The organism is Streptococcus australis (genome assembly GCF_047463015.1).
GTDB classification, from domain to species: domain Bacteria; phylum Bacillota; class Bacilli; order Lactobacillales; family Streptococcaceae; genus Streptococcus; species Streptococcus australis_F.
In genome coordinates, this window is record NZ_JASHER010000003.1 from 15,961 (window position 1) to 34,778 (window position 18,818).

The following is an 18,818-nucleotide window of genomic DNA, read 5'->3' on the forward strand; positions in this document are numbered from 1 at the left end:
AGGAGAAAACAAGATAGCAAAAAAAACGTGCAAAACAGATGATTCTGAATTGAAAAATGAGGAAATATGATATACTAAACTTATAAATTGAAACGCTTTCGAATACTGGAGGAAAGAAATGAAGAAATTTAAAAAATGGCAAATTATTACAGCGACAGGTGCTGCAATAGCAGTTGTAGGAATGGGGAGCTGGCTTGCTTTTGGAAAATCAGGTAGTGGCCCTGAAGAAATGGTCGATATGACACCTATGGTACAAACCGTGAAAGAAGGTTCGATTGCTTCCTCTGTTCTATTGACAGGTAAGGTCACAGCCAATCAAGAACAATATATTTACTTTGACGGAACCAAAGGAGATTTGCAATCCATCCTAGTGAATGTCGGGGATCAAGTAACCGCTGGCCAAGCTATTGTTCAATATAGTAGTACAGAAGCGCAATCTGCCTATGACGCGGCGGTACGTGCGGTCAATAAGGCAGATCGTCAATTGAACGATCTCTTGACCAATGGAGTGACAATTGATACAACAGGGGATGAGGAAGCAGATAGTAGTTCGGCCTCTCAAGCCCAACGCTCCTTGGATACACAAGTGGGTGATTTGCGCGATGCTCGTGCAGATGCAGTAGCCAATATGGAAAAAGCCAAGGCCTTGTTGGATGCTACAACCGTAAAAAGTAGTACAGATGGAACGGTTGTAGAAGTCAATAAAGATGTCTCCAAATCAACAACCGGAACCAATCAAACCCTGGTTCATATCGTCAGCAATGGAAACCTTCAAGTAAAAGGTGAGTTGTCTGAGTACAATCTAGCCAACATTTCAGTTGGTCAGGAAGTGACCTTAACCTCTAAGGTCTATCCTGGGAAAAAATGGACTGGAAAGATTAGCTACGTTGCCAACTATCCGACAGATGCTGGTCAGGCTGGTGCAAATGCCGCAGGTTCTGGACAAGGAACAGGGGGAGCTAAATATCCGTTTACGGTCGATATTACCAGTGAGATTGGTGATTTGAAACAAGGTTTCTCTGTCAATATTGAAGTAAAAAGTTCAACCATCCATCCTTTAGTTCCTGTGACAAGTGTCTTATCAGACGGCGATCAAAGCTATGTTTGGACGATTGAAGCTGGCAAGGCTAAAAAAGTCAATGTTACCTTAGGAAATGCAGATGCAGAAAATCAAGAAGTCTTATCTGGTTTGAAGAAAGATGCGCAAGTGATCATCAACCCTTCTGGAGATTTGGAAGATGGGAAAGAGGTCGGAAAATATGACAAAATTGATTGAGCTGAAAAACATCAATAAAAGTTATCAAAATGGCGATCAAACCCTACAGGTATTAAAGGATATCCATTTAGATGTGGAAGAAGGGGAATTTCTAGCTATTATGGGACCTTCCGGTTCTGGGAAATCTACCCTAATGAATATCATTGGTCTTCTGGATCGTCCGACCAGCGGTGAGTACAGGCTAGAGGGGGAAGAGGTAGGAAATCTTAGTGAGAAGAAATTAGCCCAGGTTCGCAATGAGCAAATAGGCTTTGTCTTCCAACAATTCTTTCTCCTATCGAAACTCAATGCCTTTCAAAATGTCGAGCTTCCCTTGATTTATGCAGGAGTAAATCCTTCTAAAAGAAAAGAATTAGCTGAACAATTTTTAAAGAAAGTTGAGCTAGATACGCGGATGCACCACCTTCCTTCGGAATTGTCTGGAGGGCAAAAACAACGGGTGGCCATCGCGCGTGCTTTGGTCAATCATCCTTCTATTATCTTAGCGGATGAACCAACAGGAGCTCTTGACTCCAAGACCGGCGATCAGATTATGGAGCTTTTGACAGCCCTCAATCAAGAAGGAAAAACCGTTATCATGGTGACCCATGAAACGGAGATTGCTGCCTATGCCAAACGTCAGATTGTCATTCGAGATGGAGTGATTTCTTCGGATAGCCGCAACGAAAGGAGGGCCTGATGCAGAACTGGAAATTCGCCATTAGTTCCATTATGGGACATAAAATGAGATCGTTCTTAACCATGGTAGGGATTATCATCGGGGTTGCCTCAGTCGTTGTCATCATGGCTCTCGGAGATGGGATGAAAGCGGGAGTGACTAAGACCTTTACCAAGGATCAACAATATGTTCAGATTTCCTATTCCGCCCGAAAGAGTGGCTACATGACTGGTTTTAATCTTGGCCCGGAACCTGTCTCAGAAGAAGGAGGCGCAGAAGGTGGTGGCGAAGGCGGTGTTGCCAGTGAAGAAGACCAAGGAATGTCACCGCCAGCTGGCTATGGAGAGGAAAGTAGCGAGGACGTTGACAACCCAATACTTGAAACACCACCCGTCGTTCAAGAAGAATGGGTCAAGGAATTGACCAAGATTCCTGGCATTGATGGCTACTATGTTGGTAATACGGCCAATGCCACTATCTCCTATCAGAAGAAAAAATCTGAAGGGGTCAATATCATGGGAGTCAATGATACTTATTTCTCAGTAAGAAAATTTGAATTGGTTTCAGGAAGAAAACTGAATCCTTCAGATTATCAGAGTTTCTCACGGGTCATCATGTTGGATGAAGGCTTAGCTTCGACCTTATTTGAGACGGAAAGTGCCCTCAACCAAGTGGTTGCTGTCGGAGACAACAACTATCGGGTGGTAGGGATCTTCAAGGATCCAAATGCTGGATCTGCATTATACGGGGTTTCTTCTGGAGGAAGTGCCTTGATGGCCAATACCCAAGTAGCTTCAGAATTTGGAACAGAAGAAATTTCTACTATTGTGGTGCATATCCCGGATGTCAAACAGATTAAACCAACTGGGATCGAAGCGGCGAAAAAATTAACCGAGTTATCGGGAGTTCGCCAAGGAGAGTTCCAAATCTTTAACATGGATAGTATCTTGGAGCAGACCAATCAAATGCTCAGTATTATGACAACAGTCATCGGAGCGATTGCAGGAATCTCCCTTCTCGTTGGTGGGATTGGGGTCATGAATATCATGTTGGTATCTGTGACTGAGCGGACACGTGAAATCGGTCTGAGAAAAGCTCTTGGAGCTACTCGTGGAAAAATCTTGATTCAATTCCTCATCGAATCCATGGTCTTGACCATGATGGGAGGAATTCTCGGTCTGGGATTGGCCTATGGTGTCAATGCCCTCATCGCCACAGCTGCCGCAGGTGCTCTAGAAGGACCACCAGTCGTCTCCATGTCAGTGGCTATCGGAAGTATCATCTTTTCAGCTTGTGTCGGAATTGTCTTTGGTATCTTACCAGCAAGCAAGGCATCAAAACTCGATCCGATTGAAGCTCTTCGCTATGAATAAGGATGAATGACCTATATAGTTGACTCGGATGAAGTAAAATTTGATTATGAATGAATGGAATGTGATGGAAAAGGGAGAAGGAACCCTTTCCTTCCATTCCTTTTTTCATTTTTCCTGCTCAAGAATAGTGTATTTCCCCATCAAATATGATAAAATAGGGGAGAATAACTTAGGAGGTTCCAAATGACTACTGAACATATGGAAGAATTAAATGACCAGCAGATTGTCCGTCGTGAAAAGATGGCGGCCCTTCGTGAACAAGGAATCGACCCATTTGGAAAGCGATTCGAACGAACTGCAGATTCTGGTCAATTGAAAGAAAAATATTCAGAATTAGATAAAGAACAACTTCATGACTTGAACGAAACAGCCATTATTGCAGGCCGTCTTGTGACCAAACGTGGGAAAGGGAAGGTTGGTTTTGCCCACCTTCAAGACCGTGAAGGTCAGATCCAAATTTACGTTCGGAAAGACGCAGTTGGTGAAGAAAATTATGAAATTTTCAAAAAGGCTGACCTTGGAGATTTCCTTGGGGTAGAAGGAGAAGTGATGCGGACTGACATGGGTGAGCTTTCCATCAAAGCTACTCACATCACACACTTGTCTAAAGCCCTTCGTCCCTTGCCTGAAAAATTCCATGGCTTGTCTGATGTGGAAACCATCTACCGCAAACGCTACTTGGATTTGATTTCTAACCGTGAAAGCTTTAACCGCTTTGTAACCCGTTCGAAAATCATCTCAGAAATCCGTCGTTACTTGGATGGTCAAGGCTTCCTTGAAGTAGAAACGCCTGTCCTTCACAATGAAGCTGGTGGAGCATCTGCCCGTCCGTTTATCACTCACCACAATGCCCAAAACATTGACATGGTACTTCGGATTGCGACCGAACTTCACTTGAAACGCTTGATTGTTGGTGGAATGGAGCGCGTTTATGAGATTGGCCGTATCTTCCGTAACGAAGGAATGGATGCTACTCATAACCCTGAATTCACCTCCATCGAAGTCTACCAAGCCTATGCTGACTACCAAGATATTATGGACTTGACGGAAGGGATTATCCAACACGCTGCGAAAGCTATTCATGGGGATGGTCCTGTTAACTACCAAGGAACTGAAATCAAGATCAATGAACCATTCAAGCGTGTCCACATGGTGGATGCGATCAAGGAAATTGCTGGCGTTGATTTCTGGAAGGAAATGAGCTTTGAAGAAGCAGTAGCCCTTGCCAAAGAAAAACATGTGCCAGTTGAAAAACACTACACTGAAGTAGGTCACATCATCAATGCCTTCTTCGAAGAATATGTGGAAGAAACCTTGACACAACCAACCTTTGTCTATGGACACCCTGTAGCTGTATCTCCATTGGCCAAGAAGAATGATGAAGATCCTCGTTTCACGGATCGTTTTGAGCTCTTCATCATGACCAAGGAATATGCCAATGCCTTTACAGAATTGAACGACCCAATCGACCAATTGGAACGCTTCAAAGCGCAGGCACGCGCCAAAGAATTGGGAGACGATGAAGCGACTGGTATTGACTACGACTATATTGAAGCTCTTGAATATGGTATGCCACCAACAGGAGGACTCGGAATCGGTATCGACCGTCTCTGCATGCTCCTTACTGATACGACTACTATCCGTGACGTATTGCTCTTCCCAACTATGAAATAAGCTAAAAGAAAACACTGATCACAAGATCAGTGTTTTTGAATGTATACAGACTATTGTTTTACATAAGACAACTAGATGATTTTCAAAAAATATCTTTTATTTTTTTGTTATTTAAGAAGATTAAAAACTTTCCGCAGTGAGAAAAGTTCCTGAAACTAAATTGTTTCAGGAACTCGGGAGTTTTGGAACCTTAGGTCCAAAACTAAGTCATGGAACTTCTTCGAAGTTCGCTGACGTCCGCATTCACCTAAGGAAAGTTTCTAAGTGAACTTTGCCTCTATTCTAAAACAATTATCTTGCAATCAGTGTTTTTAAGTCTCCAAATAAGAGGTATCATTCCAAGTTTCTAAGTAAAAGTGCTCAAAATCATCTGTTGTCAAAATGGTCACACTAGCATTGTTGAGGCCACCGTTTTTACGGAGTTCCTCTGCTTTATAGCCAAGTAGGGTCCGAATGGAAGCTGTTAAATTCGCCCCATGTCCAACGATAAGAACGGTATCGAACTCTTTTCCTTTCAGGCTTTTCACAAAATCACAGGTACGCTTGGTTGTTTCAGAAACGGATTCTGCCTCAAATAGGTCGTGATGGAATTGTGATAGATCGTGTCGGAAAGCCTTCATTTCCTCAGGATAGAGAGCTTTCAACTCCACAATTTTTCCACCTTCTAGCCTACCAAGCTGCCATTCCCGTAGAGCAGGAGTCTCTTGGAGGGAGGTAGGATGCTGATTTTGCTTGAGGAGGATTTGAGCAGTATGGACGGCTCTAGGCAAATCGCTTGAATAAGCCGCATCAAAGCGTGTTTGAGATAGATGCCGACCCAAGGCTTCTAACTGCTGTATGGAAGATTCTAAAAGCGGGGAGTCGCCGTTTGCCCCTTGGATACGGCCCTCCTCGTTCCACTCAGTGCGTCCATGACGGACAAAATATAGTTTCATAGTAGTTTTATCCTTTACTCGACCAAGTCCTCGAAGCTAGCCTTGACCAAATCAGCTAAATCTTGCGCCTTGATTTGAATACTGTGACCAACTTCACCTGCAGAGACAATCATCTGATCAAGTTGCAAGGCAGATTGGTCAATGAAAATGGGGTAGTTGTGTTTTTGTCGAATGCCAACAGGATTATTGGCCCCGTGAACATAGCCTGTTGTTTTTTCTAAATCTTTCTGTGGAATCATACTGACTTTTTTATTGCCAGATAGTTTGGCCAATTTTTTCTCTGACAAGTGCGCAGAGATGGGAACAATTCCGATAACAGGACCAGTTTTATCACCTGTAAGGGCCAGTGTCTTATAAATTTGCTCAGTCCTAATCCCTTCTGGAATCATTCCCTTAAGGGCATTAATTTGTAGTCCTGTATGGGGGATTTTTGCTTTTTGTAAGATTTGTTCAACCAATGTTTTTTTTACTTTTTGTTTTTTTGCCATCTTACTGTTGTCTTTCTCTAAATTTTCTAATATTATATCATACTCTTTGAGTTGCAGTTTAAGAGAAAAAGAGGCGTCTGCCTCTTTTAATTCTTTTCTACTGTAAATAGTTTTCGGTAGATTTTTTCTTGATCTTGTGTAGGTGCAATCTGGTTTAAGTCCAAGTAGTGGGTGAAGCCATTCAATTGCCCCTGAGAGGTGTACTGGTGAAGATCATACTCATCATCAGTAGATGGAGCTGCATTGTAATAGCCATCATCATACCCATAAGTTGGAATCCAGAGGGCGGTAAATTTATCAGTGGAGATACTATGTTCTTCCATGAAATAGGTCCCAATATAGATTCCGATATTTTTGGCTCCCAATGATGCTAGCTTGGCACGGAAGGCTTCCACTCCAGCGTTCATATCACCCATGGTTTTTTCTTCTACATCCAGCCAATAATAGGTTGGTTTGTATTTTTTGGATGCCTGATAGAACTCTTCTGCTTCCTTTTCCATTTCTTTCTTGTCCTTGGCAGCTACGTAAGCATATACCGCAACTGGAATATCTCGTTTTTGAAACTCTTTAATATGAGTTTCGTATGATTTGTCTATTCCATTTAAATAAGTCGCAGCATTTTCTTTTTTAGCTTGAGCGCCACTATGAACGCGAACAATGACTCCAGAAACATTCTGTGCTAAGAGATCATAATCAATCTCGCTTGGCAATTGCCAACCAGAGATGTCAATAATTGGTCGATTCAAAAATTCTTGATCTAGTTCTTCTACTGAGTCAGAAGAAGAACTAGATGGGAGTTTTGATTGATTGGTTTTCTTTGCCTCTTGTGTAGTCTTGCTTCTAGCAAGTTGATTCCTTTGAATATCTGCTACTGTTTTAGAAATGAGCAGAAAGGAAAAGATGCTTAGGAAAAAGACGAAGAGGACAATTGGTTTAATCCTTTTTCTCATACAGAATCATTTTACCGCAAAAGATGGAAAAAGGCAAAACAAAGGGTCTGAAAGCGCAAAAACAAACGATTGTCGTAAAAATGCGGATTACTTTTTTGGACTAAGCTAGTAGGAGGAAAAAAAAGGGCTAGACTGATCTGATTAATCCTCTATGACAGGTGAAAACCGAATCTTATTTGGTATTTCCTTTTTTTTACTATTGAAAGGTGATATAATGAAGACTGAAAATTAGAAGTATGGGTGTTACATGAAATTAGAAAAACGTCATTTTTTAAACTATTCAATCCTGATTCCGTACCTCCTTTTGTCAATATTAGGATTGATTATTGTCTACTCGACAACGAGTGCATTAGCCATCCAAAAAGGAGTTAGTCCTTTTGGGATGATCAAAAGCCAGGGAATCTTTTTTGTTCTGAGTTTGGTTACCATTCTCTTTATCTATAAGGTAAAATTGAATAACCTTAAGAAAAAGGCTTTCATTGGGATTGTTATCATTGCGGAGACGATCCTTCTCTTGCTATCGCGTTTTATCACAGACACGGTGAATGGGGCGCATGGGTGGTTGAATTTTGGAGGTTTCTCTATTCAGCCAGCTGAGTACTTGAAAATTATCCTAGTTTGGTATTTGGCCTTAGTTTTCTCTAAAAAGCAAGAAGAGATTCAGCAATATGATTACCAGGCACTTACCCATAATCAATGGATTCCTCGTGATTTGGCAGATTGGCGTTGGATGGTGCTCTTCTTGATCGCTATTGTAGTCATCATGCCAGACTTAGGAAATGCGACCATTCTCGCACTAACAACTTTAATCATGATTAGTGCAAGTGGGATAGCCTACCGCTGGTTCTCAAGCTTATTAGCTATGCTAGTGGGGGGATCGACTGTTCTCCTTTATTCCATTCAGTTAATTGGGGTTGAGAGATTTTCTAAAATCCCTGTTTTTGGATATGTAGCGAAACGTTTCAGTGCTTTTTATAACCCCTTTAATGATTTATCAGATTCTGGACACCAATTGGCCAATTCCTATTACGCCATGAGTAATGGGGGCTGGTTTGGCTTAGGTCTTGGAAATTCGATTGAAAAGCAAGGGTATTTGCCAGAAGCACATACAGACTTTGTCTTTTCGATCGTCATTGAAGAACTTGGTTTTGTGGGAGCTAGTCTCATCTTAGCCTTGTTGTTCTTCTTAATTTTGCGTATTATTCTTGTGGGGATACGGGCTAGAGATCCATTTAATTCGATGATGGCCATCGGTATAGGAGGGATGCTTCTGACTCAAACCTTTATTAATATTGGTGGGATTTCTGGGTTGATTCCTTCGACAGGGGTGACCTTCCCCTTCCTATCACAAGGAGGAAATAGTTTGTGGGTCTTATCTATTGCGATTGCCCTTGTCTTGAATATTGATGCGAGTGAAAAGCGCGCCCGGGCTATTCAAGAGGCCCCTTCTTACGAGAAGCCTCAGAAAATCCAAAGCTATTACTAAACCGGAGTGAGTAAAGAAAGGAGTTATCATGACTTTACAAAAACTAGAGAGCTATACCAACAAAGAGATTATCAAAGAAGAAGTTGAGATTTTAACCACTATTTTAGAAGACATTGCTAAAAATTTGGTGAGTCCAGAAACCTTTGATAAGATTCTTGAATTGAAAAAACTATCTGTCTCAAAAGACTATTTAAAATTGGATCAAATTGTTAGAGAGCTATCAAATGAAGAGATGATCGTGATTTCTCGATACTTTGCCATTCTCCCCTTATTGATTAATATCTCTGAAGATGTCGATTTGGCTTTTGAAATCAATCATCAGAATAATGTGGGACAGGACTATCTAGGGAAACTATCGTCAACCATCCGCCAGGTGGCTGAGACTGAAAATGCTCAGGAAATTTTGGAACGCCTCAACGTGGTACCAGTATTGACAGCTCATCCGACCCAAGTGCAACGGAAAACCATGTTGGACCTAACCACTCAGATTCACAGCCTTTTGCGCCAACACCGGGATGTAAAAGCAGGCTTGATGAACGAGACCAAATGGTACAATAATTTGCGTCGAAATATTGAAATTATGATGCAAACCGATATGATCCGTGAAAAGAAACTCAAGGTAACAAATGAGATTACCAATGTCATGGAATACTATAATAGTTCCTTCCTTCAGGCTGTTCCTAACTTAATGTTGGAATACAAACGTCTTGCCAAGGAGCAAGGGATCGAGTTACAGCAACCTAAACCGATTACGATGGGAATGTGGATTGGTGGAGACCGGGATGGGAATCCTTTTGTAACTGCTGAGACCTTGAAGCGATCAGCTACCATTCAAAGTGAAGTTATTCTAAACTACTATATTCAGAAAATATCTAGCCTATATCGGAATTTCTCCCTTTCTACCAATCTTTCAAAAACCAGTCAAGCGGTTGAAGAGATGGCGGCCCGTTCGAGTGATACCTCTGTCTTTAGAGAGAAGGAACCCTACCGTCGAGCCTTCCATTATATTCAATCCAAATTGGTCCAAACCTTATTGAATATTAAGGAATGGTCAGTAGTTGGCTCAACAGTAGATGAGCGCCATCCGATTGAACGTCTTCTCGGTGCTCACACCCATCAACAAGGAGTGGTTTCCGATTATATTGGTACCCGTATCAGTGGTGCTATCCAAGAGTTGGCAGAAGATCGTCCTCCTTATTACGAAACAGTTGAAGAATTTAAACAGGATTTGACCCTGATTCAAGAATCATTGATTGAAAATAAGGCAGAGGCTTTAATCTCAGGTGAGTTTGCTGAGTTATTAGAAGCAGTAGAAGTCTTTGGATTCTTCTTGGCTTCGATTGATATGCGTCAAGATTCGAGTGTCCATGAAGCCTGTGTTGCAGAACTATTAAAGGAAGCAGGGATTAATGATCACTACAGTGATTTATCAGAAGACGAAAAGTGCGAGTTGTTGTTACAAGAGTTGTTAGAAGATCCTCGGATTTTATCTGCTACCCATGCAGAAAAATCAGAATTGCTTGAGAAAGAATTAGCTATTTTCCAAACAGCGCGTGAATTAAAAGACCGCTTAGGAGAAGATGTCATTCGTCAAACCATTATTTCTCACGCGACCAGTGTATCTGATATGCTTGAGTTGGCCATCATGTTGAAAGAAGTGGGACTGATTGATAAGGAAAGCGCACGTGTGCAAATTGTTCCCCTCTTTGAGACGATCGAAGACTTAGATCAGTCTGAGGATACGATGAGAAAGTATCTTTCACTTCCAATAGCTAAACGCTGGATTGCTTCTAAGAATAACTACCAAGAAATTATGCTTGGTTATTCAGATAGTAACAAAGACGGTGGTTATCTATCTTCTTGTTGGACTCTTTATAAGGCCCAACAACAATTAACAGCGATTGGCGACGAATTTGGTGTCAAGATCACCTTCTTCCATGGCCGTGGTGGAACGGTTGGTCGTGGTGGTGGCCCAACCTATGAAGCTATCACCTCACAACCATTAAGATCCATTAATGACCGAATTCGTTTGACTGAGCAAGGTGAGGTCATTGGCAACAAATATGGGAATAAGGATGCAGCTTATTACAACTTAGAAATGTTGGTCTCTGCAACAATTAACCGGATGATTGCTAAGATGAAGAGTGAAAAGAGCATGTCCGATCAGTACAATGAGATTATGGATCAGATTGTCAATCGTAGCTATGATATTTATCGTGAACTGGTTTTTGGCAATGAACATTTCTATGATTACTTCTTCGAATCCAGTCCGATTAAGGCCATTTCTAGTTTCAATATTGGTTCCCGTCCAGCAGCCCGTAAGACCATCAAAGAAATCGGTGGTTTGCGTGCCATTCCATGGGTCTTCTCATGGTCACAGAGCCGCGTGATGTTCCCTGGCTGGTACGGTGTAGGATCCAGTTTTAAAGAATTTATTGATGCAGATCCTGAAAACATTGAAACCTTGCGTTATATGTACAAAAAATGGCCATTCTTCAAGTCCCTTCTTTCAAACGTAGACATGGTGCTCTCAAAAGCCAATATGAACATTGCATTTGAATATGCCAAGCTATGTGAAGAAGAGGAAGTTCGTGACATCTTCAATATTATCCTGGACGAGTGGCAATTGACTAAGGATGTTATTTTACAGATTGAAGGTCATGATGAACTCTTAGCTGAGAACCCTTATCTAAAAGATAGTTTAGATTATCGTATGCCATACTTTAATGTTCTAAACTATATTCAATTAGAATTAATTAAACGCCAGAGACGCGGCGAATTGCCTGCTGATCAGGACAAGTTGATTCATATCACGATTAATGGTGTCGCAACAGGATTGCGTAATTCTGGTTAATCGTGAGCCCTTACAACCAATCCCGATTAAAGGGATTGGTTTTTTACTGGAATAAAGTGAAAATGATTGTGAAAAAACGCGAAAATTGGTCGCAAAGAATAAAATATCTAGCTGTTTATTTCAAAAAAGAAGTGGAAATGAGATTTCACAAACTTTCATTTGGATAAATTCCTTTAAGAAAAAAGAAATAAGAAAAAAAGCTAGTAAAACACTTGCAATTTAGACGAAATTTGATAAAATAGTAAGGAAAGTTAGACTGTATTGCCTACTGTCTATCTATAAAATATATTTTATTGGAGGCTTTTACTCAAATGGCAAAAGAAAAATACGATCGTAGTAAACCACACGTTAACATTGGTACTATCGGACACGTTGACCACGGTAAAACTACCCTAACTGCAGCTATCACAACTGTTTTGGCACGTCGCTTGCCTTCATCAGTTAACCAACCTAAAGACTATGCGTCTATCGATGCTGCTCCAGAAGAACGCGAACGCGGTATCACTATCAACACTGCGCACGTTGAGTACGAAACTGAAAAACGTCACTACGCTCACATCGACGCTCCAGGACACGCGGACTACGTTAAAAACATGATCACTGGTGCCGCTCAAATGGACGGAGCTATCCTTGTAGTAGCTTCAACTGACGGACCAATGCCACAAACTCGTGAGCACATCCTTCTTTCACGTCAGGTTGGTGTTAAACACTTGATCGTCTTCATGAACAAAGTTGACTTGGTTGACGATGAAGAATTGCTTGAATTGGTTGAAATGGAAATCCGTGACCTTCTTTCAGAATACGATTTCCCAGGTGATGACCTTCCAGTTATCCAAGGTTCAGCTCTTAAAGCTCTTGAAGGTGATGCTAAATACGAAGACATCATCATGGACTTGATGAACACTGTTGATGAGTACATCCCAGAACCAGAACGCGATACTGACAAACCATTGCTTCTTCCAGTCGAAGACGTATTCTCAATCACTGGACGTGGTACTGTAGCATCAGGACGTATCGACCGTGGTATCGTTAAAGTCAACGACGAAATCGAAATCGTTGGTATTAAAGAAGAAATCCAAAAAGCGGTTGTTACTGGTGTTGAAATGTTCCGTAAACAACTTGACGAAGGTCTTGCAGGGGACAACGTTGGTGTGCTTCTTCGTGGTATCCAACGTGATGAAATCGAACGTGGACAAGTTATCGCTAAACCAGGTTCAATCAACCCACACACTAAATTCAAAGGTGAAGTTTACATCCTTACTAAAGAAGAAGGTGGACGTCATACTCCATTCTTCAACAACTACCGTCCACAGTTCTACTTCCGTACAACTGACGTAACTGGATCTATCGAACTTCCAGCTGGAACTGAAATGGTAATGCCTGGTGATAACGTGACTATCGACGTTGAGTTGATCCACCCAATCGCCGTTGAACAAGGTACTACATTCTCAATCCGTGAAGGTGGACGTACTGTTGGTTCAGGTATGGTTACTGAAATCGAAGCTTAATTCGATCTAGTTCCCAGATTAACAATTATATAGACAGACAGAAAACCCCGTGAAGACGGGGTTTTTATTGTTTTATAAAGTAAAAGAGTTTGTGCAACCTTTCATTATCACGAAAATTATGGTAAAATAGTTAGTATAAAATTAGAAAAACGAGGTATGTGAAATGTCACGTAAACCATTTATTGCTGGTAACTGGAAAATGAACAAAAACCCAGAAGAAGCTAAAGCATTCGTTGAAGCAGTAGCATCAAAACTTCCTTCATCTGATCTTGTTGAAGCTGGGATTGCTGCACCTGCTCTTGACTTGACAACTGTTCTTGCTGCTGCTAAAGGTTCAAACCTTAAAGTTGCTGCTCAAAACTGCTACTTTGAAAACGCTGGTGCCTTCACTGGTGAAACTAGCCCACAAGTTTTGAAAGAAATCGGTACGGACTATGTTGTGATCGGTCACTCAGAACGTCGTGATTACTTCCACGAAACAGACGAAGACATCAACAAAAAAGCAAAAGCAATCTTTGCTAATGGTTTGCTTCCAATCATCTGTTGTGGTGAAAGTCTTGAAACTTACGAAGCTGGTAAAGCGGCTGAATTCGTAGGTGCTCAAGTATCTGCTGCTTTGGCTGGTTTGACTCCTGAGCAAGTAGCTGCATCTGTTATCGCTTATGAGCCAATCTGGGCGATCGGTACTGGTAAATCTGCATCACAAGACGATGCACAAAAAATGTGTAAAGTGGTTCGTGACGTTGTAGCTGCTGACTTCGGTCAAGAAGTAGCTGACAAAGTACGTGTCCAATACGGTGGTTCAGTGAAACCTGAAAACGTTGCTGAGTACATGGCTTGTCCAGACGTTGATGGAGCTCTTGTTGGTGGTGCATCACTTGATCCAGAAAGCTTCTTGGCATTGTTGAACTTCGTAAACTAATCGAAAATATATAAGACGAGAGATTTCTCGTCTTTTTTTATCTTAAAAAAACCAGCTAGTAAGCTGGCTTTTGTTTTTTTATGAGCGTCCTAAGATTCGTTTGATCAAGGACAAGGCTTTAAATTTCAGAGGATTTGGGTAATAACGGAAGGTTCCCATCTTACGAACGATATAGCCATTGAAGTTTTGTTTAAAACGAAGAACGCCGTCTGAACCGTCGAAGATCCCTTGAATACCAAGGAAATTGTATAAGGTGATTCCTTTTTCTAGTGCACGCTTCATGGCATGGTATTGAATCAAGAAGGCTGCAGAGAATTTCTGATATTTGGTATACGAACCACCAAACAAATAGGTCACTTCTGATGGATTATAGATGATCAGGGCGCAGGCTAAGGGTACTGTTTCAACCGTTTCGTCCGCCAAGGTCTCCCGGACAATTGTCTTTTGTTTCTCTAATTTTTGCAATTGTTGCTCATATTGTTTGGATGAAGGATTGAGCAAGGAAATCTTCTGGTCTAAGTAAGCGATTGCATCTGCTGTATTGATTTCAGCAATGAGAAATTCTGCCTTGTCTCCAAAGGTATCATAGAGATCGTAGTAGTAGTCCAGGCTCTTGTCTTCAAAGCCTTGACGTTTTCCAGTTTCCTCAATAATTTGTTTAAACTGAGGGATTTCCTCTCTCCTAATATTTCGAATGGAAATATCATAGTTGAGGGCAGTCGTAATATTCCGGCTACAGTTCTTGTTGAAGGATTTTAGGAGAGATTTGGCATCAAAATCGGTGAGGTCCTTCAGATAATGCCAAACAGGCTCTCCTCCAGGATAGCCCACTTGTAATCCATCAAATTGATAGCCAAGATCCAGTAATGATTGGAGAAGCTGTTTTTGCTCTTCTTCAGTCGGATTGCCATTGCTATCGAAAACTTGATAGTGGTCATAGGGTTTTAAAATGAATTCGATACCACCATTTTCTTTTACATAAGCCTGCACTGCTTTGTAAAAATCTGGTAGGTAACGAGTATCCGTAACGATTGGCCCGCTATTGATTTCGTAATGCAGGCCTCCCGTCATAGGTAGGCTGTATAAAATGGCAGAGATAGCTAATGTTCCTTGCTCTTCCCATCCAATATAGTGAATGGTTGCGCCTCTTTTATGAAGCAAATCAGCCATTTCAATACTCTGTAAAAAAGAGTGATTGGAAGTAGTAAGAGAGTGTTGGTAAAAATCTTCCCTACCAATAATCTTGAATGTCATAGGTCACCTTACTGTTTATTTCTTAGTTTTTTTCGTAACTGATAGGCCTTGTTAACAAGGGGATAAAGCATGCTAGTTGGGAGGTTGAATTCGCCAACAAATTCTTCGATCATTGGATTAAATTTTGACTTGAAGTGGTAGAGTCCTCCATCTAACTGGTTCTCAACTCCTCCCATATTTTGCCAAGTAGCTCCACGGTCAAAGGCATGCTGGGCTGTTTCATACCAAGTCAAAATAGCTGGTTGATAGCGGCGGAAGTTCTCATCCATTCCTGCATAGACATTCTCTGAAGTGCCTCCAAATTCAAGAGTTAAGGTTCCAGAAAGAGAAACAATCTCTTGGCCTGCTTTTAGCTCTTGAAGGAGAAATTGGATTTCTTCTTCCAAGCGTTCTTTTTCTTGTCGGTTATTATCGATCTTGCCTGGTTTTGTTTTTTCGTTAAAACGACTAGCTTCGGCTTGGTTTTTTTCCAGCTGTTCCTTGAGTGAAGCAAGACGTTGAGCTAAGTTAATTCTTGAGAGAGTGATATAAGATTGTCCTGCATAGGTTGTTAGCAGTTTCTCATAATAGTCTCTTCCACGAAGATGGATGCCTTTTCGTGCTTCTGTCTTTTTCATCAGAGCTGCAAATTCGTCTAAGAGTTCAGTGCCTCCAAAGATGACTTCAACTCCTTTATTTCGAGCAGTCCGAATGGCTTGCTTGGTGGATTTGGACAGTTGATCCTCAGTGAAGTATTCCTTATAGATATTGGCCTGGAAACGTGGTTGAATGGTTTCTCCCATGTCTTCTGTCCGTCCAACCCATTCCACTCCACATTCTTTTAAGGATTGGATAATCGCCAAAGTAGCCTCTTGATCACTTGTTTCTTGGCCGATTAATCCTTTTCTTAGGAAAAGAGAGGGATCAAACTTGGCGAAGACAGCACGCTTGCTTTTAGCATATGTTTTGATGGATTGGAGCATGAAGGCTACTAATTCGCTGTTTTGGTAATCCATAATAGGTCCACGTGGGATATAGAGCATGGTAAAACCAAGTGGAAGTGGCTGGATTAAAATACTTGCGACAGCGACTAGTTTGTGATCTTGGTAAACGCCAAGGCGCTCATTGCCCCAGTTGTCTTTGATCTTTGCCCAATCGGAGCTCTGAAGCAAATTGGTTTGGGGGCTAGTTTTAACGAATTCATCATGTTCCTCGGCAGTAATGCCGATTTTGTAAGTATACATTAATGGAGTACCCACTTTCTAAGGGCGTAAGCAACACCCGACTCATCGTTGGATCGCGTAACAACTTTCGCAATCTTTTTTAATTCAGGACTAGCATTGTCCATCGCGACTGGGAGACCAGCAACCTCTAGCATGGCCTGATCGTTTTCTTGATCGCCGACCGCCATCACCTGGTCTGGACTTAGGTTTAACTTGGACGCTAAGTGTAAGAGGGCCTGACCCTTATCAACTGTTTTAGGCAAAATCTCAAGGTAAAAAGGTGCAGAACGAACAATCGTAAAACGATCGTAAAAACTATCTGGAATAGAGGAGATGATTCTTTCTAAGACTTCCGGTTCATCGACATACATACATTTGAGCACTGTATGATGCTCCATTTCTTTAGGAGTGCGGTAGAAAAGATCCGAGTGGACCAGTTTGGCTTCATGGACAGTGTAGGTACCAATGTTACGATTAGCTGTATAAATGCCAGACTTGGTACTAGCGTGCATAGAAACCGCTAATTTGCGAGCTAGCGCTTCAATATCTAAATAGTCATTGTAGGAGAGGTGTTCTTCATAGAGCGTTTCGCCAGTATGGGCGTCTTGAATCAGTCCTCCATTGAAGGTGATGACCAGGTCACCTGGTTGATCCAAATGAAGTTCTTCTAACAATCGAAGGACACCAGAACGAGGACGACCAGTTGCTAAGACAACATGGACCCCTTGAGCTTTGGCATCTTGGATGGCTTGAAAAACTTCGGGGGTTATTTGGCCGTCAGATGTTAAAAGAGTCCCATCGATATCAAGTGCAACAAGTTTAATGTTCATCTTTTTCTCCTGTGAAGGTATCGTTAACAATATAGGACTGGAATAATTGTAGTTGAGGTGTAAATAAGCTATTTTCAAGCAACATTTCTTTTGGGAAATAGAAGCGGTTATCCCCTTGTCTGCTACCGGCTAAGGAAGCAACGATAGGAGAGAGAAGGGATAGCTCAGCTAAATTTCCATCCTTCTGGATGATCTCAATTTGAGTACGAGGTTTTTCTGAATCAGGTCGGTAAACGTCGTAAGGAAGGTCAAAGTTTCGATGAATAGCCGTATAATAGGTTGGATCAAAACCGACCTCTTGAATCAATTGTTTGAGAGCAGCTAATTGTTCTTCATCCTTATCTTGAAAGAGAATGGATTTGAAAACCTTGCGATTGATAAAACGCTGGGCCAAATCAGAGAGTACGGAGTCAGGACTCTCCATCCAAGATTGAAAGTAGGTATTCATAACGCCGTCGTCCAAAGCCAAGTAATCGGCTAGGCTAACTTGGTGTTCAAAAAATGGAATCAGTCGAGGAGAAGTCGCTCGAAAGAACTCTTTATGCGCAAGGTAGAGATGACGTGCCCGCTTGAGCAGGTTCTGCAATAGGACTTCCATTGCTCTGGTGGCTGGATGAAAGTAGACCTGCATATACATTTGATAGCGAGAAACAACATAATCTTCAACCGCATGCATCCCATTGACCTGAAAAGCAATTCCGTTTTCTACTGGGCGAATGACACGCAATATACGAGTTAAATCAAAATTTCCGTAAGAAGCACCAGTGAAGTAGGCGTCTCGTAGAAGGTAATCCATGCGATCGACATCAATCTGACTAGAGATTAACTGCACCACCTGTTTATTAGGGTAGGTGTGGTCGATAACACTGGCTACCTTTTGAGGGAAGTCTGGTGCTACTTGAATTAATACCTGGTAGATTTCTGTTTCAGGACAGGTAATAATTTCCTGGGTCATTTTTTCATGATCTGTATCAAATAGCCCTTCAAAGGTATGCGAATAAGCACCGTGTCCGATATCATGGAGCAAGGCGGCAACCATGGTGAGAAGGGATTCGCTTGAGTCCCATTGGTCGGTGTATTTCTCATCAAAGATTGATAGGATGCGCCGAGCAATTTCATAGGCTCCTAGACAGTGCGAAAAACGACTATGCTCGCCCCCATGAAAGGTAAACCCAGAGGTTCCTAACTGTTTGATGCGACGTAGTCGTTGAAATTCTTTTGTATTAATGAGCTTGTAAATGACTGGGTGATCCACGTGAATATAGTTGTGCACAGGATCCCGAAATACTTTTTCATTCATGCCTCTATTATAGCAGAAAACGGCCTAAATTGGTATCGAGAGATGGTTGCAATAGCAAAAAGAAAGAAGTTTTTGGTAAAATAAAGGAAAGAGGGAAAGGATGGGAAC

Annotated in this window: 15 protein-coding genes; 8 read left to right on the forward strand and 7 right to left on the reverse strand. The window is 41.6% G+C overall.

The features are described from left to right. Window positions 1-118: 118 nt before the first annotated feature. The 4 genes from QM873_RS03825 to lysS all read left to right on the forward strand — a co-directional run bounded on the left by QM873_RS03825 (window position 119) and on the right by lysS (window position 4,981). On the forward strand, window positions 119-1,276 hold the full coding sequence (locus QM873_RS03825; RefSeq protein ID WP_195323720.1) for an efflux RND transporter periplasmic adaptor subunit: 1,158 nt from the start codon (window positions 119-121) through the stop codon (window positions 1,274-1,276). Next, window positions 1,260-1,955: an ABC transporter ATP-binding protein gene (locus QM873_RS03830; protein ID WP_414278839.1), complete on the forward strand. Its 696-nt coding sequence runs from the start codon at window positions 1,260-1,262 to the stop codon at window positions 1,953-1,955. The genes QM873_RS03825 and QM873_RS03830 overlap by 17 nt, the downstream gene beginning before the upstream one ends. Further along, window positions 1,955-3,307 carry an ABC transporter permease gene (locus tag QM873_RS03835; protein WP_414278840.1) on the forward strand — a complete coding sequence of 451 codons (1,353 nt, stop codon included), beginning with the start codon at window positions 1,955-1,957 and terminating at the stop codon, window positions 3,305-3,307. Before QM873_RS03830 ends, QM873_RS03835 begins: the two co-directional genes overlap by 1 nt. A gap of 183 nt (window positions 3,308-3,490) precedes the next feature. Next, window positions 3,491-4,981: a lysine--tRNA ligase gene (gene lysS / locus QM873_RS03840; protein WP_023027082.1), complete on the forward strand. Its 1,491-nt coding sequence runs from the start codon at window positions 3,491-3,493 to the stop codon at window positions 4,979-4,981. Between the two features lie 311 nt (window positions 4,982-5,292). Here lysS and QM873_RS03845 read toward each other — a convergent pair whose 3' ends face one another. From QM873_RS03845 to QM873_RS03855, 3 genes are all read right to left on the reverse strand, one after another. Further along, window positions 5,293-5,916 (reverse strand): histidine phosphatase family protein, encoded by a 624-nt coding sequence (locus QM873_RS03845; protein WP_350018600.1) that lies wholly within the window; start codon window positions 5,914-5,916, stop codon window positions 5,293-5,295. A 14-nt stretch (window positions 5,917-5,930) separates the two neighbouring features. Continuing rightward, on the reverse strand, window positions 5,931-6,404 hold the full coding sequence (locus tag QM873_RS03850) for an aminoacyl-tRNA deacylase (RefSeq protein WP_270308800.1): 474 nt from the start codon (window positions 6,402-6,404) through the stop codon (window positions 5,931-5,933). 86 nt (window positions 6,405-6,490) lie between these two features. Next, window positions 6,491-7,354, reverse strand: coding sequence for a GH25 family lysozyme (locus QM873_RS03855; RefSeq protein WP_270285299.1), 864 nt, complete (start codon window positions 7,352-7,354; stop codon window positions 6,491-6,493). 247 nt (window positions 7,355-7,601) lie between these two features. Between QM873_RS03855 and ftsW the strand changes: the two genes are divergently transcribed. From ftsW to tpiA, 4 genes are all read left to right on the forward strand, one after another. Beyond that, window positions 7,602-8,840, forward strand: coding sequence for a cell division peptidoglycan polymerase FtsW (gene ftsW / locus QM873_RS03860; protein ID WP_414278841.1), 1,239 nt, complete (start codon window positions 7,602-7,604; stop codon window positions 8,838-8,840). 28 nt (window positions 8,841-8,868) lie between these two features. Continuing rightward, window positions 8,869-11,694, forward strand: coding sequence for a phosphoenolpyruvate carboxylase (ppc, locus tag QM873_RS03865; protein WP_270285301.1), 2,826 nt, complete (start codon window positions 8,869-8,871; stop codon window positions 11,692-11,694). A gap of 311 nt (window positions 11,695-12,005) precedes the next feature. Further along, window positions 12,006-13,202: an elongation factor Tu gene (gene tuf / locus QM873_RS03870; RefSeq protein ID WP_006595927.1), complete on the forward strand. Its 1,197-nt coding sequence runs from the start codon at window positions 12,006-12,008 to the stop codon at window positions 13,200-13,202. Between the two features lie 163 nt (window positions 13,203-13,365). Continuing rightward, the gene (gene tpiA / locus QM873_RS03875) at window positions 13,366-14,124 is read left to right on the forward strand and encodes a triose-phosphate isomerase (RefSeq protein ID WP_006595928.1); all 759 of its coding nucleotides are present in this window, start codon (window positions 13,366-13,368) and stop codon (window positions 14,122-14,124) included. Window positions 14,125-14,202: 78 nt separating this feature from the next. On the opposite strand, the gene QM873_RS03880 is transcribed toward tpiA, so the two are convergent. From QM873_RS03880 to QM873_RS03895, 4 genes are read right to left on the reverse strand one after another with little or no spacing between them, the layout of a single operon-like run. Next, a complete protein-coding gene (locus QM873_RS03880) occupies window positions 14,203-15,378 on the reverse strand; it encodes an aminoacyltransferase (protein ID WP_414278842.1) in 1,176 nt (391 codons plus the stop codon). A gap of 8 nt (window positions 15,379-15,386) precedes the next feature. Beyond that, the gene (locus QM873_RS03885; RefSeq protein WP_414278843.1) at window positions 15,387-16,601 is read right to left on the reverse strand and encodes an aminoacyltransferase; all 1,215 of its coding nucleotides are present in this window, start codon (window positions 16,599-16,601) and stop codon (window positions 15,387-15,389) included. Beyond that, the gene (gene yidA / locus QM873_RS03890; protein WP_414278844.1) at window positions 16,601-17,410 is read right to left on the reverse strand and encodes a sugar-phosphatase; all 810 of its coding nucleotides are present in this window, start codon (window positions 17,408-17,410) and stop codon (window positions 16,601-16,603) included. Before yidA ends, QM873_RS03885 begins: the two co-directional genes overlap by 1 nt. Next, on the reverse strand, window positions 17,400-18,710 hold the full coding sequence (locus tag QM873_RS03895) for an HD domain-containing protein (protein ID WP_129821898.1): 1,311 nt from the start codon (window positions 18,708-18,710) through the stop codon (window positions 17,400-17,402). The genes yidA and QM873_RS03895 overlap by 11 nt, the downstream gene beginning before the upstream one ends. Window positions 18,711-18,818 lie beyond the last annotated feature (108 nt).